The 17587-nt window shown below is 72.3% G+C and carries 13 protein-coding genes and 1 pseudogene; 6 read left to right on the forward strand and 8 right to left on the reverse strand.

What is annotated here, in order from left to right:
* Nucleotides 1–19: 19 nt before the first annotated feature.
* Both B0I33_RS30455 and B0I33_RS30460 read left to right on the forward strand, forming a co-directional pair.
* Nucleotides 20–577: pseudogene (locus B0I33_RS30455) on the forward strand (glycosyltransferase); the annotation flags it as partial.
* Nucleotides 578–635: 58 nt separating this feature from the next.
* On the forward strand, nucleotides 636–1196 hold the full coding sequence (locus B0I33_RS30460; protein ID WP_245900793.1) for a glycosyltransferase: 561 nt from the start codon (nucleotides 636–638) through the stop codon (nucleotides 1194–1196).
* Between the two features lie 66 nt (nucleotides 1197–1262).
* On the opposite strand, the gene B0I33_RS18075 is transcribed toward B0I33_RS30460, so the two are convergent.
* The 3 genes from B0I33_RS18075 to B0I33_RS29690 form a co-directional block, all read right to left on the reverse strand.
* Nucleotides 1263–2162: a patatin-like phospholipase family protein gene (locus B0I33_RS18075; RefSeq protein WP_106179977.1), complete on the reverse strand. Its 900-nt coding sequence runs from the start codon at nucleotides 2160–2162 to the stop codon at nucleotides 1263–1265.
* Between the two features lie 32 nt (nucleotides 2163–2194).
* Entirely contained in the window at nucleotides 2195–3676 is a 1482-nt protein-coding gene (locus tag B0I33_RS18080; RefSeq protein ID WP_245900794.1) for an aldehyde dehydrogenase family protein, read from the reverse strand.
* Nucleotides 3677–3739: 63 nt separating this feature from the next.
* A complete protein-coding gene (locus tag B0I33_RS29690) occupies nucleotides 3740–4846 on the reverse strand; it encodes an MGDG synthase family glycosyltransferase (RefSeq protein ID WP_146147519.1) in 1107 nt (368 codons plus the stop codon).
* Between the two features lie 126 nt (nucleotides 4847–4972).
* Here B0I33_RS29690 and B0I33_RS29695 point away from each other — a divergent pair, with 126 nt between their 5' ends.
* Together B0I33_RS29695 and B0I33_RS18095 are read left to right on the forward strand one after the other, a co-directional pair.
* The gene (locus tag B0I33_RS29695) at nucleotides 4973–6175 is read left to right on the forward strand and encodes a DMT family transporter (protein ID WP_146147520.1); all 1203 of its coding nucleotides are present in this window, start codon (nucleotides 4973–4975) and stop codon (nucleotides 6173–6175) included.
* Nucleotides 6176–6183: 8 nt separating this feature from the next.
* On the forward strand, nucleotides 6184–7101 hold the full coding sequence (locus B0I33_RS18095; protein ID WP_106179980.1) for a DMT family transporter: 918 nt from the start codon (nucleotides 6184–6186) through the stop codon (nucleotides 7099–7101).
* 92 nt (nucleotides 7102–7193) lie between these two features.
* Here B0I33_RS18095 and B0I33_RS18100 read toward each other — a convergent pair whose 3' ends face one another.
* From B0I33_RS18100 to B0I33_RS18110, 3 genes are all read right to left on the reverse strand, one after another.
* A complete protein-coding gene (locus tag B0I33_RS18100; RefSeq protein WP_106179981.1) occupies nucleotides 7194–9344 on the reverse strand; it encodes an OmpL47-type beta-barrel domain-containing protein in 2151 nt (716 codons plus the stop codon).
* A gap of 107 nt (nucleotides 9345–9451) precedes the next feature.
* Complete coding sequence (locus B0I33_RS18105; protein ID WP_106179982.1) at nucleotides 9452–13480, reverse strand: ThuA domain-containing protein; 4029 nt, start codon at nucleotides 13478–13480, stop codon at nucleotides 9452–9454.
* Nucleotides 13481–13510: 30 nt separating this feature from the next.
* The gene (locus B0I33_RS18110; RefSeq protein ID WP_106179983.1) at nucleotides 13511–14509 is read right to left on the reverse strand and encodes a multicopper oxidase domain-containing protein; all 999 of its coding nucleotides are present in this window, start codon (nucleotides 14507–14509) and stop codon (nucleotides 13511–13513) included.
* A 453-nt stretch (nucleotides 14510–14962) separates the two neighbouring features.
* Here B0I33_RS18110 and B0I33_RS18115 point away from each other — a divergent pair, with 453 nt between their 5' ends.
* Nucleotides 14963–15505, forward strand: coding sequence for an NUDIX hydrolase (locus tag B0I33_RS18115; RefSeq protein WP_181193345.1), 543 nt, complete (start codon nucleotides 14963–14965; stop codon nucleotides 15503–15505).
* On the opposite strand, the gene B0I33_RS18120 is transcribed toward B0I33_RS18115, so the two are convergent.
* Together B0I33_RS18120 and B0I33_RS18125 are read right to left on the reverse strand one after the other, a co-directional pair.
* Nucleotides 15506–16654: an acyltransferase family protein gene (locus tag B0I33_RS18120; protein WP_181193346.1), complete on the reverse strand. Its 1149-nt coding sequence runs from the start codon at nucleotides 16652–16654 to the stop codon at nucleotides 15506–15508.
* Nucleotides 16655–16759: 105 nt separating this feature from the next.
* Nucleotides 16760–17092: a cupin domain-containing protein gene (locus B0I33_RS18125; RefSeq protein ID WP_106179985.1), complete on the reverse strand. Its 333-nt coding sequence runs from the start codon at nucleotides 17090–17092 to the stop codon at nucleotides 16760–16762.
* A 111-nt stretch (nucleotides 17093–17203) separates the two neighbouring features.
* Between B0I33_RS18125 and B0I33_RS18130 the strand changes: the two genes are divergently transcribed.
* Entirely contained in the window at nucleotides 17204–17572 is a 369-nt protein-coding gene (locus B0I33_RS18130) for a hypothetical protein (protein WP_245900795.1), read from the forward strand.
* The last annotated feature ends 15 nt before the right edge of the window (nucleotides 17573–17587 follow it).

Consider the following 17587-nt stretch of genomic DNA (forward strand, 5'->3'; position numbering starts at 1 on the left):
CGACACTGACGGGGTGACGATGCACGAGGCGCTGCTCGGCGTCGCCGGGGCGAGCCTGCTCGCCTGGCTGTGGCTGGCCGTCGCGCACGGCGGCTTCTGGCGGTCCTGGCGGGAACGCGCCGGGCTGCCGCGGGTGCCGCCGCCCGCGCGGCCGCCTCCGGTGGCCGTGGTGGTCCCCGCTCGCGACGAGGCCGCCGTGCTTCCGGAGACGTTGCCTGCCCTGCTCGGCCAGGACTACCCGGGCGCCGCGCGGGTCGTGCTCGTCGACGACGGGAGCACCGACGGCACCGCGGCGCTGGCCGGGCGGCTCGGCCGGGAGCACGGCGGGCTGCCGCTGACGGTCACCACGCCCGGCCCCGCGCCGGAGGGCTGGACCGGCAAGCTGTGGGCCGTGCGGCACGGGATCGCGGACGCCGAGCGGGGTGGCGCCACGTACGTGCTGCTCAGCGACGCCGACATCGCCCACGGTCCCGGCTCGCTCGCCGCCCTGACCGCGTTCGCCTCCGCGGGCGAGCTCGATCTGGTGTCGCAGCTGGCCCGGCTGCGCACGCGGTCCCGCTGGGAGCGGCTGCTGGTGCCCGCGTTCGGGTACTTCTTCGCCCTGCTGTACCCGTTCCGGCGGGTCAACCGGCCGGGTGCGCGCACCGCGGCCGCCGCGGGCGGCTGCTGCCCTGCTCCGGCTCGACGCCCTGCGCGCGGCAGGCGGGATCGAGGCGATCCGGGGCGCCGTGATCGACGATGTCGCGCTGGCCCGCGCGGTCAAGCGGGCGGGCGGCCGCCTCTGGCTCGGCCCGGCCGACGATGTGCGCAGCGTGCGGCCGTATCCGGGGCTTGCCGGGTTGTGGCGGATGGTGGCCCGCAGCGCCTACGCGCAGCTGCGTTACTCGCCGTGGCTGCTGCTGGCGACCGTCGCCGGACTGGCGCTGGTGTTCCTGGCGCCACCGGTCACCGCGGTGACCGGTGCGGTGACCGGTTCCGTGCCCGCGCTGCTCGCGGGCGGCACGGCGTGGGCGATCATGGCCGGGACGTACGCGCCGGCGCTGCGGTACCACGGGCTCCCGGTGGCCTGCGCCCCGCTGCTGCCCGGTGTCGCCCTGCTGTACCTGCTGATGACGATGGACTCCGCCGTGCGCCACTGGCGAGGGCTCGGCGTGGAATGGAAGGGCCGCAGCTATGCCGCACGCGGACGGGGCTGACGGGCCCGGCAGGCCCGCCGGCACCGGCTCGTGCGCGGGAAACGCGGCGCGAACCACGTTTCCCGCTCACGGGCGGGCGTGCTGGTGGGAGGGCTCGCGCAGGGTCTCCGGGACGGCGGGCAGGCCGGGCGGGAGGTCGTCGAGGAAGTCCCGCGCGTTCGCCAGGCCCCGCTCGACCAGCTCGGCCGACCGGGAGAAGTCGGTCGGCGCGACCGTGAGCGGGCACGGCGGCGGCAGCACGATCAGCGGGAAGCCGTCCGGGATGCGGCGGATGTCCTCGACCAGGCGGCGCTGGATGAGTAGCGACAGCGCGTGCGCCGCGACGGCGAGGGCGCTGCCGGGCGGCTCGCGCAGCGCGCACGGGTAGCCAGTGGGCAGCACGTAGATCCGGGTCGCGCCGTGCGCGAGGGCCTGCGAGATCGGGGTGTTGTTGGTGACGCCGCCGTCCATGAGCGGGTCCCCGCCGATCCGCACCGGCGGGAACACCCCGGGCAGGGCGGCGCTGGCGCGGGCGGCCTCGGCCGCCGGTCCGCTGGACAGCCTCCGCTCGTCGCCGGTCAGCACCTCGGTGGCGATGAGGTGCAGCGGGACCGGCGCCTGCTCGAGGCGGTCGAACTCGACCCAGCGGCGCAGCAGCTTCTTCAGCCCGCGCGGCGACACCAGGTGGTCGCGGAAGCCGAGCAGGCCGAGCAGCGCCGTCAGCGGGCTGAGCGGGAAGACGTCCCGGTGCCGCAGTGACGTCCACACGTCCGCGAGCGTGCGCGCCGTCGGCACGGCCGGCGGGCGGGAGGCGAGGAACGCGGAGTTCAGCGCGCCCACCGACGTGCCGACGATGAGGTCCGGCGCGATGTCCCGCTCGTAGAGGGCGCGCACCATGCCGGCCTGGATCGCGCCGAGGCTGCCGCCCCCGGACAGCACGAAGCCGGTCTTCCCGGCGGTCGCGGGGTTCCCGGTGGACTCGGCCATGCTCCGCAGTGTGCCGGGGCGCCGCGGCGCTGTCACAGCGGAAGGTCACGGCGCGTGTGCTGCACGCTCACCCAGTGGTCGGTGGTGAACTCCTCGATCGCCCACGCGCCGCCGAACCGGCCGACGCCGGACGCCTTCTCCCCACCGAACGCGGTGTTGGGCTCGTCGTTGATCGTGGTGTCGTTGACGTGGGTCATCCCGGCCCGCACGCGCAGCGCGAAGGCGACCCCGCGCTCGACGTCCTCGGTGAACACCGCGCTGGACAGGCCGTACTCGGTGTCGTTGGCCAGCTGCAGCGCGTGGATCTCGTCGTCGGCCCGCACGATCGTCGCGACCGGGCCGAACACCTCCTCGGCCGCGGTCGCCACGTCGTTGCTCCCGGCGAGCACGTGCGGCGGCAGCACCTGCCCGGTCGGGCCGCCCGGCTCGCCGGAGAGCAACAGGTCCGCACCGCCGGACACGGCGCGGTCGATCTTGTCCCGCACGGCGTCGAGCTGGCGGGCGTTGACGACAGGGCCGATGTCGGTGCCCGGGTCCGCGGGGTCCCCGCAGCGCAGCTCCCCGGCCCGCGCGGCGACGCGGTCGGCGAGCTCGTCGTGCACGTCGGCGTGCGCGATGATCCGGTTGGTCGCCATGCACACCTGGCCCTGGTGGAACAGCGACCCGAACAGGGCGGCGTCGACGGCGCGGTCGAGGTCGGCGTCGTCGAGCACCACCAGCGGACCGTTGCCGCCGAGCTCCAGGCTGAGCTTCTTCAGCGCCGCCTTCTCCGCGATGCCCCGGCCGACCGGGGTCGACCCGGTGAACGACACGGCGGCGGCGCGCGGATCGGTGACGAGCGGGTCGCCGACGTCCCCGCCACCGCCGATGACCACGTTGAGCAGTCCCTCCGGCAGCCCGGCCTCCTCGTAGATCTTCGCCAGCAGCAGCCCGCCGGTGACCGGGGTGTCGCTGGCGGGCTTGAGCACCACGGCGTTGCCGACGGCGAGGGCAGGCGCCACCGACCGGTTGGACAGCTGCAGCGGGAAGTTCCACGGGCTGATCACCGCGACGGTGCCCACCGGCTGCCGGTACACCCGGTTCTCCTTGCCGCCGATCAGTGCGGCGGGCAGGATCCGCCCCTCGACCCTGGCGGGGTAGGAGGCGGCCTCCAGCATCACCGCGCGCACGGCGAGCCATTCCCACTCGGCGCGCGGGCGCACCGCTCCGGCCTCGGCGACCAGCCAGTCGATGATCTCCTCGCGGCGGTCCTCCATGATGCGGGCGGCCCGGACGAAGACCTCGGCGCGCTCGGAGGCGGGCCGCCGCGCCCATTCCGGCTGTGCCCACTCGGCGGCCTCGTAGGCGGCGGCCACGTCGGAGGCGTCCGCCTTGCCGATCTCGGTGAGGGTGTCGCCGGTGTACGGGTTGACGTCCCTGGCGGGCTCGCCCGCCGCGCCCGTTCGCCACTGTCCGCCCACGGGCATCCGGTCGAACCCGGTGTACGGCGCTGGTGTGCTCGTGTCCGCGGGCACCTGTTCCTCCTCGCTCGGGCGGGTTCTCGCTGACCTCGTCCGGTTACCCGCCGTACCGCGCGGCTACGCCGCCGGCACCCGGGTGTGCCGTTCCGCCTCCCGGGTCACCAGGTCCGCGGCGTCCTGTTCGAACAGGGCCTGCCCGCGGGCGATCCGGTCCCGCCGGAGCGCGCGGTCGGTGGTGAGCCTTCGCGCGGCGGCGAGCAGCTCGGCCGTGTCGTCGGCGAGGTCGGTGAGCCCGAGTCGCGCGAGGGCCTCCGCGTCGTCCCTGCCGTGCCCGGGAATCGGCCGGAACGTCACCACGGGAACGCCGCGGCACAGGGCCTCCTTGGCGCTGAGCCCGCCCGCGTTCTCCACCACGAGGTCCGCGGCGCCCGTCAGCCGGGGCATGTCCTCGACCCAGCCGAGCACCGCGCCCCGGCCGAGCCTGCGGCGCAGGCGTTGGCGCAGCCGCTCGTTGCGGCCGCACACCACGACGGGGAACCAGCCGGGGTCGTCGGCGAGCGCCGTGACGGCCCGCTCCACCGAGCCGAACCCGAACGAGCCGCCGACGACCAGCGCGATCCGGGCGTCCGCGGGAACGCCCAGCTCGTCGCGCACCGGCGCGGGGTCGCCGCGCGGCGCCGAGAACGCCTCCCGCACCACCGGGCCGCACACCCCGGCGGCCCGGCCGGTGCGGCGTTCCGCGTCGGCCGCGGCCGAGGGGGAGATGCACAGCTCGGCGTCGTTGGCCGGGTGCAGCCACAGGCCGTGCACCGAGAACGTGGTGACGAACGACACCGCCGGGGTCGGCAGCGTGCCCTGCTCGCGGAGCTGCCCGAGACACAGGCTCGCCAGGTGATAGGTCGACACGGTGACGTCGGGCCGGACCTCGCCGACCAGCCTGCGCAGGCCCGGCAGCGCGAGCCGCACGGTGGGCGCGACCCGCCGCCGCGCGCGTTCGTGCAGGAAGTACCGCCGGTAGATCAGGTCGTACAGCCACGGGGCGCGGTTGACCAGCCAGGGGTAGAACCTGCCCAGCCAGTTGCCCGTGCCGGCGGGCATCAGGTCGTTGAGGTCCGCGAGCACGACCTCGTGCCCGCGGTCGGTGAGCCGTCGCGCCAGCTCCCGGCTCACCTGGACGTGGCCGCCGCCCATCGCGGCGGTCAGGATCAGAACTCGATAGCCCATCGGCGCCTCCCGTCCCTCTGCGCACCTCGCACATTCCCCGGGCGCGCCGGGGCAAACCCGGGCCGTTTCTCCCTGGCCGATCCGGGAACCCCACACGCCGGACGGACCTATCGAGCCGGAGGTGCGATGGTCTACGCCCTGAGTGCCGTGGCGGCGCTGATCCTCGGTACCGGCTCGGTCATCCAGCAGCGCGCCGCCGCCGAGGCGCCGCCGGAGCACAACCTCTCCCCGAAGCTGCTCGTCTGGCTCGCCCAGCGGCCGCTGTGGCTCGCGGGAGTGGGCACCTCGCTCGTCGGCAACCTCGTGCTGGCCACGGCGCTCGGCACCGGGAGCGTGACCGTGGTGGAAACGGTGTTCGTGGTGCGGCTGGTGTTCGCGCTGTCGCTCGCCGCGCTGTGGCGCAGGCAGCGGATCCCCGGCCGGGACTGGATCGGCACGGCCGCGGTCTGCCTCGGCATCATCGGGTTCCTGCTCAGCGCCGAGCCGGTGAAGGGTGAGGCGGGCGTGCCGGACGGCCGCTGGGCGCTGGGCGGCGGGATCATCGTCGGTCTCGCGATCGCGCTGGCGGTCGTCGCCAGCAGGCTCGGGCCCGCCCGGAGGGCCGTGCTGCTCGGCGCGGGAGCGGGCGCGCTGTACGGGCTGCAGGCGGCGCTCACGCACACGGCCGTGCGGATCCTCACCGGGTCGGGCGTGCTCGCCCTGCTGGTGACGTGGAACGGCTACGCGGTGGTCGCGGTGGCGCTGCTCGGCATGCTGCTCGTGCAGAGCGCCTACGAGACGGCGCCACTGCCCGCGTCCTACCCGGCGGTGGTGACCACCGAACTGCTGGCGAGCATCGCGGTCGGCATCGCCGTGCTGGGCGGGCAGGTCCGGACGGAGCCGCCGCGGCTGGTGGTCGCCCTCGCCGGGCTCGCGGCCATGATCGTGGGGATCTCCCTGCTGACCACGTCCCGTCTCGTCACCGGCAGGCTCGACGAGCTGGTGCGCAGGCAGGAGGTCGGGCATGCCACGCGCATCGCGGCGCGGTTGACGCGTGAGCTGACCAAGGCGGAACGGGCCCGGCGGCCCGGACCGGCGGCGCGGCGCGTGACGGAGGGCGTCGAGGAACTCGGCAGGCTGTGCGCGGACCTGCGCCGGCACCGGGACGCCGAGCTGGCCAAGCTCCACCGGGTGTCCGAACGGGAGCGCGCGGACCTGCTGCGCCGCGACCGGGAGCTCGCCGAGCAGGAGCGGTGGATCGACGAACAGGCGGCCAGGTTGCGGGTCCGCGCCGACCGGCTGACCGCAGCCCCGGCGGGCCCGGGACGGCCGGAAGGGGACGAAGGGTAGGTCCGTCGATGGGATCGATCACCGACACGATCATCTCCGCCGCCGCGGCGCTGGCCGCGGGCCTGTGCCTGGCCGCCACCGGCCTGCTGCAGCAGCGCGCCGCCAGCGCCCGGCCGCAGCGGGAACAGTTCTCCCCGAGGCTGATCCTGTCGCTGGCCAAGGACAAGCGATGGCTCGCCGGCATCGCCACGGCGGTGGCCTCGTACGGGTTCCAGGCGATCGCGCTGGCGAAGGGACCGCTCGCGCTGGTGCAACCGCTGATCGTCTCGGAGATGCTGTTCGCGGTGCCGATCTCGGTGCGCCTGCGCGACGTGAAGCTGGGTGCCAGGGAGTGGCTGGCCGTCGGGGCCGTGGTGACGGGGCTGGTGGTCGGCATCGTGTCCGCCTACCCGCGCCAGGGGGAGCCGCTGCCGCCGATCGAGCTGTGGGCCTACGCGCTGGGCGGGATCACGGTGCTCGCCACCGGCTCGGTCGTGACCGGGCGGCTGGTGCGGGGGCCCGCGCGGGCGTCGCTGTTCGCCTTCGCGGGCGCGTCGGTGATGGCGCTGCAGTCGTCGATCTTCGCGGCGACGATCGCGTTGCTCGGCAAGGACGTGTGGGGGGCGTTCACGACCTGGCAGCCCTACGCGCTCATCGTCGTGAGCCTGCTCGGGATGTTCCTGGTGGAGAACTCCTACCAGGCGGGGCCCCTCGCCGCGAGCATGCCGGTGATGGACGCGACCCTGCCGCTGGTGTCGATCGCGCTCGGTGTCGGCCTGTTCGGGGAGACGGTGCGCACCGGGGCGCTCGCGCTCACCGGGACGTCGTTCGGGCTGGTACTGCTGCTCGTGGGCATCATCCTGCTCGACACGTCCCCGGTGGTGCGCAAGACACAGCGCATCGAGGAACGGGAACAGGAACGGACCGCCGAGCGCGAGGGCTCCTGAGCACCCACCGCTACCCGTGCAGTGAAGGCCACCTTGAGTGCGTCCAACGCACTCAAGGTGGCCTTCACTGCTTCGCGGTCAGGGGTGAGGGGTCACCTCCCGATGTCGGACTGCTCGGCGGCCTTGATGATGCGGCGCTGCTCCTCCTTGGAGAGCACGTCGTCCGCCCTCAGGTCCCTGGTGACCTGCCGGACGTGCCGGACGAACTCCCGGTGGCCGGAGTAGTCGCCGTTCTCGTCGATCAGGTCGTTGATCGTGCACCCGTTACCCGTGTCCACGTTCGGCACGGTCGTGTCGTGACCGTCGATGACGACCGTGTCGCGGATGTCCGAGGCCGGGCAGGCGTCCCCTTCCTCGGCCACCACCGTGAACGTCAGCTTCCCGTCCGGAGAGCGATTCCCCTCCTGGTCGACCGCGTGGTAGAGCACCGTGTGGTCGCCCGGGGTGTTCACCACGAACGGCTCGCCGTAGGCGGTGTACGAGCCGCCGTCGAGGGAGTACCGGAGGAAACGCACCCCGGAGCCGGGGTCGCTGGCCGAGACGGTGACGGTGGCCATGCCGACGTAGTTCCACTGGTGGTTCTGGGGCCCGACGACCGAGGCCGAGACCTCCGGTGGCGTGGTGTCGCCCGGGTCCACCTCCACGACGGTGAAGCTCACCGACGCGATCTCGGAGGTGTTGCCCGCCTTGTCCGTGGCGCGGTAGCGCACGGTGTGCTCGCCGGGTTCGGAGACGACCACGGGCTCGGTGTAGGGGCCGTACGAACCGTCGTCCACGGAGTACGACACGGTGTCCACACCGGATCCCGCGTCACTCGCGGACAGGGCGACGGTGGCGGTGCCGACATAGTTGCCGTTGTCGTCCTGGTCGCCGGTGACCTCGGCGGTGACCTCCGGCGGGGTGGTGTCCTCAGGTGCCGGTTCCACGATGGTGACGATCACGGAGCCGTCCTCGGACGTGTTGCCGGAGTTGTCGGTCGCCCGGTACGTGACCGTGTGGTCCCCGGCGCCTTCCAGCGTGATGGGACCGGTGTAGGGCTGGAATCCGCCACCGTCCACATCGTACTGAATGACGTTCACACCGGATCCGGCGTCGGTCGCGGACAGGGCGACGGTGGCGGTGCCGATGTAGTTGCCGTTGTCGTCCTGGTCGCCGGTGACCTCGGCGGTGACCTCCGGCGGGGTGGTGTCCTCGGGGTCCGGCGCCGTGATCGTGAAGGTCGTCGTGCCGGTCTCGGACGTGTTGCCGGAGTTGTCGGTCGCGCGGTAGGCGACCGTGTGCTCGCCCTCCTCCGTCACCTGCACCGGCTCGGTGTAGGCCTGGAAGCCCGCGCCGTCCAGGTCGTACTCGACGGTGGCGACACCGGAGCCGGCGTCCTGCGCGTCCAGGTTGACGGTGGCGGAACCGATGTAGTTGCCGTTGTCGTCCTGGTCGCCCGTGATCTGGGCGGTGACCTCCGGCGGGGTGGTGTCCTCGGACGAGGGTTCCACGACCCGGAACGGCGTGGAACCGGGCTCCGACGTGTTACCGGCCAGGTCGGTGGCGCGGTACTGCACCGTGTGGTCGCCCGGCTCGTCGACGGTCACCGGGCCGTCGTAGGGCCGGAACCCGGTGTCGTCGATCTCGTACTCGATACTGTCCACACCGGAACCCGTGTCCTGGGCGTCCAGAGTGATCGTGGCCGAGCCGATGTAGTCGCCCTCGGCGTTCTGGTCGCCGGTGATCTGGGCGCTCACCTCGGGCGGGGTGGTGTCCTCGTTGCCGCCGTCCTCGGTGACCGTGAGCACGCCGGCCATCTCGCCGTGCCCGGGGATCGCGCAGTAGTACCGGTACTTGCCGGGGGTGAGGTTCACCTGCACCTCGTGCCTGCCGCCGTTCGCGTCGAAGGGGCTCGCGACGATGTTCAGGTTGACGTCGGAGTTGTACTCCGGGTTCGAGGTGTCGAAGGTGAGCGTGTGGGACATCCCGGTCGTGTTGCCGGTCGCCTCGCTGTTCTCGAAGACGATCGTCGCCGGTCCCGCGGTGGCGGTGGTGGGAACCGAGGCGTACTCGGTCATGCTGTCGTCCGCGGTCCAGGTCAGCACCTGCTCCTGTGCCGCGGCGGTGGACTGGATTCCCTGCGGGGTCGCCGACACCGGGACGAGCCACAGTGCGGCCAGTGCCGCGCTGAGCCCGGTGACCATCAGCGCACGCCCCGATCTCGGGCGGCGGCCCCGGACGGCCGCCAGTAATCGCTGGATCATCAGAATTCTCCACTCCTCGTGGTGCGGGCCGCGTGAGCGGCGCCCGCGGTCTCGGCCGGGGCGGTGCGGACGGTCGTCGGCGGCCGTCCGCACCGCCCCGGCAGCCGTCAGAGCTGCCGCACCCGGATGTTGCGGAACTCGATCAGGTCGTTGTCGCCGTGGTTCTGCAACCCGATGTACCCGCTGATGAACTGGCGCAGGTCGGTCGAGGGGTCACTGGCACGCGACGACTGCTTGCCCGGGGTGTTGTCGAACTCGTTGATCACCTTGCCGTTGCGGATGATCGTGTAGTGCTGCCCGACGACCCGGATCTCGTAGTCGTTCCACTGGTTCTTCGGCGTCACTCCGGCCCGGCCGTGGTAGACCTGGTCGAAGTTGTAGATCGACCCGGTCTTCTGCGGCTCACCGGACTCCCCGTCGTAGATCTGCACCTCGTGCCCGCAGTAGATCGCCACCCATGCCTGCGAGTCGCGGGCGGAGCCACGCGTGCCGCAGCTGCTGCCGGGACGCTGGTCGAGCGGTGTCCTCGGGTCGGGGAACCGCACGAACACGCCGCTGTTCGCGCGATGACCCTCGGGGGCGATGTCCCGGAACTGCAGCTTCAGCGAGAAGTCACCGAACGCCTCCGCCGAGTACCAGAGCATGCCGAGCCCGCCCTGCGATCGGATGGACCCGTCCGGCCGCAGCTCGAAGCGCCCGCCGGGGGCCTGCTGCCAGCCGTCGAGGGACTCCTCCGTGCCGTCGAAGAGCGCCTCGTACCCGCGGTCGCCCTCCTTGCCGATGTCCGACTGGCGGGCGGCCCTGACGAGCGTGTTGCGCTCCTTCTTGCTGAGCACGCCGTCCTGCTGCAGCTGGCCGGTCACGTCCCGCACGTGGTCGACGAACGCGCCGTGGCCGGGCCAGGTGCTCTCGTCGTCGATCAGGTCGTCGATCGTGCAGCTGCCCGCGGCCGTCCGGTTGGGCACGCCGGTGTCGGTGTCGCGGAAGTCGACGTTCTCGCCCTTGTCCGGCACCGCGCAGTCCACGGTGACGTCGACCTTCTTCGTCGCCTTCTCTCCGTCGGCGTAGGTCACGGTCAGGGTGGCCGTGTACTCGCCGACCGCGGCGTAGGTGTGCCGCGGGTTGGCTTCCGTCGACGTGGCGCCGTCGCCGAAGTCCCAGTGGTACGACACGCCACCGGAACGGGCGCCGTTGAACCCGATGGTCAGCGGCTTGTTCTGCACCGCGGTCGCCTTCGCGGTGGGCGCGGGCGTGGCAGGCCCGCCCTGGTAGGTGACGCGGATCAGCTTCTGGTTGTCGTCCAGGCTGAAGAACCCGCCCGCGTAGTCGAGCAGGTACAGCGCGCCGTCCGGGCCGAACTTGGCGTCCATCCAGCTCTGCAGCTCGTTGCTGTCGCCGCCGGCCCGGATGATGTGCCGCAGCGACTCGCCGAAGGCCGGTGGCGCGTGCTCAGCGACCTTGCCGGGGTCCACGGTGACCGCGACCCGGTTCTGCGGGTTGGACTGGTCGCCGAGGAACCACTTGTTGTCCCAGTACTCCGGCCACGCCACGCCGGAGTCCGTGTTCACCTGGGAGCGGTGGTAGGTGGGGCCGTCCATGATGGCCTGCCCGCCGCCCCTGAGGTAGGGCTGGGTGTAGGTGGCGTCCTCCTTCTTGTAGGTGGGCACGCCGCTGCCGTCGTCCCGCGGCGGGAACACCGGGCCACCGCCGCCCGGCGAGTACCAGATCATGTTGTCCCGCACCGGGGGCAGGTCCACCAGTCCGGTGTTGCGCGGCGAGGTGTTCTTCGGGTTGTCGCAGTCGTACCACCCGGTCAGCACGTTGGGGTCGGTGTTGCTGCGGTCGCGGTACGGCTGCCGGTTGCCCATGCAGTACGGCCAGCCCTGGTTCCCCGCGGACGTGATGATCGTCGCGGTCTCGTACTTCGCCGGTCCCAGCTCGGGGTTCGGTTCGAAGGCGTCCGGGCCGACCCAGGCGGCGGTCAGCCAGTCGTTCTTCTTGTCGTAGTGCAGCCGGGCGATGTTGCGCACGCCCATCACGTAGATCTCCGGCCGGGTCTTGTCCCCGGGGTCGTCGGCCTCGGGGAACAGGTTGCCCTCGGGGATCGTGTACGTGCCGTCGTCCTCGGGATGGATCCGCAGGATCTTGCCGTTCAGGTCGTTGGTGTTACCCGACGTGCGCCGGGCGTCCTGGAACGACAGTCCCTTGTAGTCCTTCTCCCAGTTGTTGCCCGAGTACCCGTTGGAGCCCTGCGAGGAGTTGTTGTCACCCGAGCCGATGTAGAGGTTGCCCTCGTTGTCGAAGGTCATCCCGCCGCCGGCGTGGCAGCAGCTGTGGATCTGGGCGTCCCACTGCAGCAGGTCCTTGCGGGTCGCCTTGTCGATCGACTGCTTCCCGAAGTCGTAGGTGAACCTGGAGATGGTGCGCTTGCCGATCCGCTTGTCCCGGTCGATGGACTCGTGCGGCATCCAGTAGACGTAGATCCAGCCGTTCTCCGCGAAGTCCGGGTCGAGCGCGATGCCGACGAGGCCTTCCTCGTTCTTGACGAGCTCGCCACCGCTGCCGCGGTTGCCCATGACGTCGAGGGTCGTCAGGAGCTTGACCTTCTTCGTCTCCGGATCCCACTGGTGGATCGTTCCGCAGCCGAGACCGACGTTCGGGTCCTCCCACGACACGATGGGGCCGGACGGGCACGCCGCCTTGCCGACGTAGAACACCGTGCCGTCGGGCGCGATCGTCAGGCCGTGCGGCTCGCCGATCTGGTCGAGCTGACCCTCCTGGTTCTCCGCGGTGAGCCGCTCGATCTCGTAGTTCGAGCCGATCGTGGCCTGGCAGTCGCCGCGGACCACGCCGGTCGTCCACTGGAGCGCGCCGAGCAGGTGCGTGCGGAACCGCGGCTCCCCGTAGCTGCCGTCGGTGCCGCCCATGCCGGTGTAGAAGGACCGGCCACCTTCGTAGTCGCGGCACCAGGAGATCGGGTGGAACGGCCCGTTCGCGCCCTCACCCGGGTCGTAGGTGTGCTCCTGCACCTGCGCGACCGTGTGGACCTCACCGATCGGGTTGGGCGACCAGTTGAGCCACCGGTCGGACCGGGTCCAGGTCAGCGGGAGTCCTTCGTTCGCCGGATGCTGCCGGTCGACCACGCTGACCGTGGCCTCCTGCACCTCGACCTCCGGCGGCGGCTCGGTCGACTCGCCCGCGAACAGCTGTAGCTCGGCGAGCTGGGTCAGGCCGTCGCCGCTGTTGGCGGTGATGTCGAGCTGGTAGTGCTGGTAGGGCTCGGTGTTGCCGTCGATGCGGTAGTCGCGGGTCTGGAAGCGGTCCGGGAAATCCTGGTTCGACCGGCTGTCCAGGTCGGTCCAGTTCTGCCCGTCGGCCGATCCGCGCAGGGTCCAGTCCTTGGGGTCCCGGCCGGCGAAATCGTTGGCCGAGGTGAGCGCGTACTGGGAGATCACGGCGGGTTCCGCGAGCCGCATCGTGATCGTCGCCGTCGGCTCGAACGCCAGCCACTTGGTGCTGGTGTCCCCGTCCGCCAGGTTGACCGCGATCTCGTTGGGCGGGTTCTCCGCGGAGGCGGTGACCTCGGCGACCTCGGCGGGATCGGGCAGGTTGCCGACGGGCCGTGTGCCGATCAGGCCGGTGAACCATTCGGAACGTTCCTGAGCGCGGGCGGCGTCGCGGATGCCGAGGAACCCGCCGCCGTCGCGGACGTACTCCTTGAGGGCGTTCTCCTGGCCCGACGTGAGCTCCTTGCCCTGTGCCGAGAGGAAGACCACGCCGCGGTACTTGCCGAGGTTCTTCGCCGTGAAGACGGCGGGGTCCGTCGACGCGTCGACGGTGAAGCCGTGCTGTGCCCCCAGTTCCTCGATCGTCGCCGTGGCCTTGGCGACGGGGTCGTCCTGCGCCGCCGGGTCGCCGTGGAAGACCAGCACGCGCACGGCGCTCGGCTCTTCCGCCGTCTGGGCGGCGCGTGCCTGGTCGCCGGACCGCCCTGGCCCGGATGGCTGGCCGAGCGCCGGTGCGGCCATCAGGCCGACCGTGAGCGCGGCGCTCGTGGCCAGGATCAGCGTGCGGTGCAGCGGATTCGGCCGTGCCCGCCCACCGCCGCGCGGGCGTAAGAGTCCTCTTCGTCCCATGCCTGCTCCTTCATCGTGATGTGGCCCGGACTAGTGGTTGTGGAAGCGGTCGATCGCGTCCTGCGCGCCGGGCGGCATGCTGCCGTCGGCGTTGCGGACCAGGAAGATGCCCGCCATGCCCTGGTCAGAGTGGTTCTGGACGTGGCAGTGGTACATCCACGCACCGGGGCCGACGCCCTCGCCCGCGATGACCTGGAAGCCGAACGAGCTGCCCGGGTTGAGGTCCTTGTTGTCGACGACGGGTGTCGGGTCGTCCGGACCACTGAGGAAGCCGGTCCGGTTGTCCGCCCAGCGGTGTGCGTGCAGGTGGAAGGTGTGGAAGAAGTCGCCGTGCCCGATCGCGACGAACTCCACGCGTTCCCCGTGCCGTGCCTCGAACATCGGGGTGTGCGGCGCCATCCTGTTGTTGATGTGCATGCCGTTGAAGACCACGGTGAACTGGCGGTCTGGGAGGAGGTCGCCCTCGCGGCGCACGATCAGCGCGCCGTACAGGCCGCGGACCAGTCCCTGAGTGCCGTGCGGGGTGCCCATCGCATGGTCGTGGTAGTGCCAGTAGCCCGCGCTGCCGGGCATCCAGACACCGTTGCGCTTGAACGGCTCGCGGGTGCGCCAGACGTAGCGCTTGGTCTCCCCGGGCAGGTTGAACGAGGCGTTCATCGGGCTGCCGTCGGAGTCCACGCTGTAGTCCACGCCGTGCGGGTGGATCGACAGCCGGTGGTCGGTGTTGTTCACCAGGTCGATCTCGAGGGTGTCGCCCTCGTACATCTCGAGGACCGGTCCGGGGACCGTGGCCCCGCCCGGCCGGAGGCCGTAGCCGATGTCGCCGCTGGGCAGCTCCTCGGCGTACATCGTGATGCGGCGAGTCTCGCCCTGGCGCTGTCTGCGGTTGCCCGGCGCGGCGGCGGCGGGAGCGGCACCGAGCCCCACGCCGATCGCGGGAGCGACGACACCCACCGCGGCACCGGCGAGCATCGACCGTCTGGACAGTGCCTGGCGAGGCGGTTCCTCCTGAAGGCGTTCGTCGGTCATGCGTCTCCATTCGGTCTTCCCCGGGCACCGGCTCGGGGACCAGCGGCGGCCTGCCCGGAACCGGGCGGCCGGAAGGGACAGATTTGTCCGAAGAGGACTTTCGGCGCGCCGGCCGTCGGGAGGGCCCGCGCGGAGGGAGGTGTCGTCGTGGCGTCGCAGGGCCGGGCCGAAGCGCCGGTGGTGCTTCGCGTCAGCCTTCGCGTCGTTGCACCCACGCTGCCTCGCCTCCCAGTGCCGAGGATCCGCGATGGCACGTTAATTACTTTTGGTCCGTACGTAAATATCTAAGGTCGATATGACCGTACTTATGCTGCGTTGAGACAGAAGTATGTACGGCTAACGGAGTAACGACGGCGGCCGAGAGGCCGTAAGGGATGCCGGTGGCTCACTGGCCGCGAACGCGGTTGTAATTGATGAGACAGCCGTCGCCGGGAGCGGCTACGGTGCCGGGCCGTGACACTGACCGATCTGTTGACGCCCTACCGGCCGCACGACGCCGCCGAGGCGGCCGATGTCGCACGCGTCCGGGCCTTGCTGGCGAGCACCGGCGACCCGTGGGCGAGATCCCTCCCGTTGCACGTCACCGCGTCCGCGTTCGTCCTGCATCCGGACAGCGGGCGGGTGCTGCTGCGCTGGCACGCCCGGCAGCGGTCGTGGCTGCAGGTCGGCGGGCACGGCGATCCGGGTGAGTCCGATCCCGTCGAGGTCGCGCTGCGTGAGGGCCGCGAGGAGACCGGGCTCGCGGACCTGGAGCCCTGGCCCGCCGCGGACCTGCTGCACGTGGCGGTGGTGCCGGTTCCCGCGAAGGGAGCCGAGCCCGCGCACGAGCACGCCGACCTGCGGTTCACGCTGACCACAGCGGAGCCGGAGGCGATCCGGCCGGAACGGCCCGGCGCGGAGCTGCGCTGGCTGACGCCGGGGGAGGCCGCGGAGCTCACCGCGGAGGCCAACGTGCGGGAGTCGCTGCGGCGGGTGGAGCGGCTGCTGGCGTCGTGATCAGAGGATCCGGCGCAGCGGGGTCCGCTGGACGGCGAGCAGGCCGAGCCCGAAGCACAGCACGATGCCCAGTGCCCCGACCAGTGGTGCCTTGATCTCCGCGGGCAGCGCGAACGGGCGGAGCGCCACCGCGAGCAGGAGCAGCACGGGGCCCTGCAGCACGAACGCCGCGAAGGAGCCGCGTCCGGCCGCCGTCCGCAGCGGTCCGGACGCGGCGAGCCTGCGTTGCGCGAGCCCGAGCAGCCAGACCGATCCCGCCACGACCAGGGTGGCCTCGACACCGGCGAGGGCGAGCGCCTGCCAGTGCGGGCCGCCGAGAAACGGTGCCGCGCCGGTGGTGAGGTCGGCTCCGGCGAGGATCAGCGCGAGGACCGGCAGCGCGGCCACCACCGCCGCCGTGGTCCGGCCGCAGCCGCGGTAGAGCCGGTCCGGGACGTGGGCGGCCAGCCCGCCGCGGGCGTGCGCGATGCCGAAGGCGAACATGACGCCCAGCTGCGGCCACAGCCACAGGTGCAGGTCGAGCACGTCGGTCTCCCGTGCCGACGTCCACAGCCGCACCGTGAACGTGGCCAGCGTGAGCGTGGCCGCCAGCCCGGCCAGCCGCCACCCGGTGACGGGGACGGGCGCGCGGTCCCCGGCGGGGCGGCGGAGCGACCGCAGCGCCGCGTAGGCGAGGGAGAAGAGCAGCAACACCACGGCGAACCACAGGGCGCCCGAGTCGAGGAAGCGGTCCCGGCCGGTGAGCACCCAGCCGTACGACACGTCGCGGCCTGCCGCCCGGTAGGCCAGCAGGACGGGCAGCGGCCAGAGGACCAGGACGCTGACCGCGAACGGCACCCCCAGCCGCAGCAGGCGGCGGCGGACGAACGTGCGCGCGCCGCGACGGTCGAACGACGCGGGCGTGCACAGCCCGGCGAGCAGGAAGAACGTGCCCAGCACGAACAGGGCGGACGGGCCGAGCAGCGCGAGCAGCACCAGCTCGGCCTGCGCGGTGAAGGACACCTCGTTGACCTCGTCGTAGGCCCAGCCGCCGATGGCGGAGTAGCCGAGCAGGGCGTGCCCGCCGATGATCCAGGCGACGAGCACCGCACGCAGCGTGTCCAGTGCGGGCAGCCGCGTGGTGACGTCGTTTCCCGTTCGTACCGACACGTCCGTCCTCCGCTCCACCCGCTCGTGCCACTGTTCACGGTGCGGGCGGACGGCGCGCGGGGGTAGGGACGAACGGCCCCTCGTCGCGGGAATCCGGTACCGGCGTCAGGGCAGCTTGGCGACGGTGAGCAGCACGGCGGAGTCCTCCAGCGCCTCCAGGCCGTGCCGCGCCTGGGGGACCACGATGAGATCGCCGTGCCTGCCGTCCCACGCCACCTCCCCCGCGTGCAACCGGACGCGGCCGCGAAGGACGAAGATCGTCGCCTCGCCGGGGTTCTCGTGCTCGGCGAGCGTCTCGCCGGCGAGCAGGGCGATGACCGTCTGGCGCAGCACGTGCTCGTGCCCGCCGTACACCGTGTCGGCGCTGCGGGCGGGGGACGAGGTGGCGGCCCGTTCGAGGAGCTCGCGGGCGAGGGCGTCGAGGGAGAACTTCCGCATCGGCCCAGTGTGCCCGCCGCCCGCCTGCGGGCACACTGGGCCGATGCGGGGTTTGGGCCCGGCCCGGGTGGGAACTCCGCGCCGGACACCGACCGAGAGCGGAGTGGGACAGTGCCGACCGGAAGCGACAACCCGCGCAGGCAGCTGGGCTGCCGGTTCTGCGCCCGCGTGCCGGTGGCGGGCGAGCCCCGGTTCCCCGGTCCTCGGGGCCCGATCTGCGTACCGTGCCTGGAGACCGGACTGCGCCTGGTCGCCACCCGGAGGCCGGGGCCGGACCGCGAGCGGACGGGGGTGGTGCGTACCCGCTCGGCGGACGACCTCGCCTGCGAGTGCTGCGGCAGGTACGAGCGCCGCGACTTCCTCGGGTTCCGGCGGCCGCTCACCCGGATGCACTCGCCCGAAGCCGGCGCCGCGATCTGCGCCGACTGCCTCGACCGGGCGGGCGACCTGATCAACAGGGCGCTCGCGGGCACGGGCTAGCACGTTCCCGGCAGC

The sequence above is a fragment of the Prauserella shujinwangii genome, assembly GCF_003001955.1.
Taxonomy (GTDB): domain Bacteria; phylum Actinomycetota; class Actinomycetes; order Mycobacteriales; family Pseudonocardiaceae; genus Qaidamihabitans; species Qaidamihabitans shujinwangii.

Excerpts from the sequence above, each read along its gene's own strand:
- B0I33_RS18075 (WP_106179977.1), bottom strand. The coding sequence starts at position 2,162 with ATGGCCGAGTCCACCGGGAACCCCGCGACCGCCGGGAAGACCGGCTTC.
- B0I33_RS29690 (WP_146147519.1), bottom strand. The coding sequence starts at position 4,846 with ATGGGCTATCGAGTTCTGATCCTGACCGCCGCGATGGGCGGCGGCCAC.
- B0I33_RS29695 (WP_146147520.1), top strand. The coding sequence starts at position 4,973 with ATGGTCTACGCCCTGAGTGCCGTGGCGGCGCTGATCCTCGGTACCGGC.
- B0I33_RS18095 (WP_106179980.1), top strand. The coding sequence starts at position 6,184 with ATGGGATCGATCACCGACACGATCATCTCCGCCGCCGCGGCGCTGGCC.
- B0I33_RS18100 (WP_106179981.1), bottom strand. The coding sequence starts at position 9,344 with ATGATCCAGCGATTACTGGCGGCCGTCCGGGGCCGCCGCCCGAGATCG.
- B0I33_RS18105 (WP_106179982.1), bottom strand. The coding sequence starts at position 13,480 with ATGGGACGAAGAGGACTCTTACGCCCGCGCGGCGGTGGGCGGGCACGG.
- B0I33_RS18110 (WP_106179983.1), bottom strand. The coding sequence starts at position 14,509 with ATGACCGACGAACGCCTTCAGGAGGAACCGCCTCGCCAGGCACTGTCC.
- B0I33_RS18125 (WP_106179985.1), bottom strand. The coding sequence starts at position 17,092 with ATGCGGAAGTTCTCCCTCGACGCCCTCGCCCGCGAGCTCCTCGAACGG.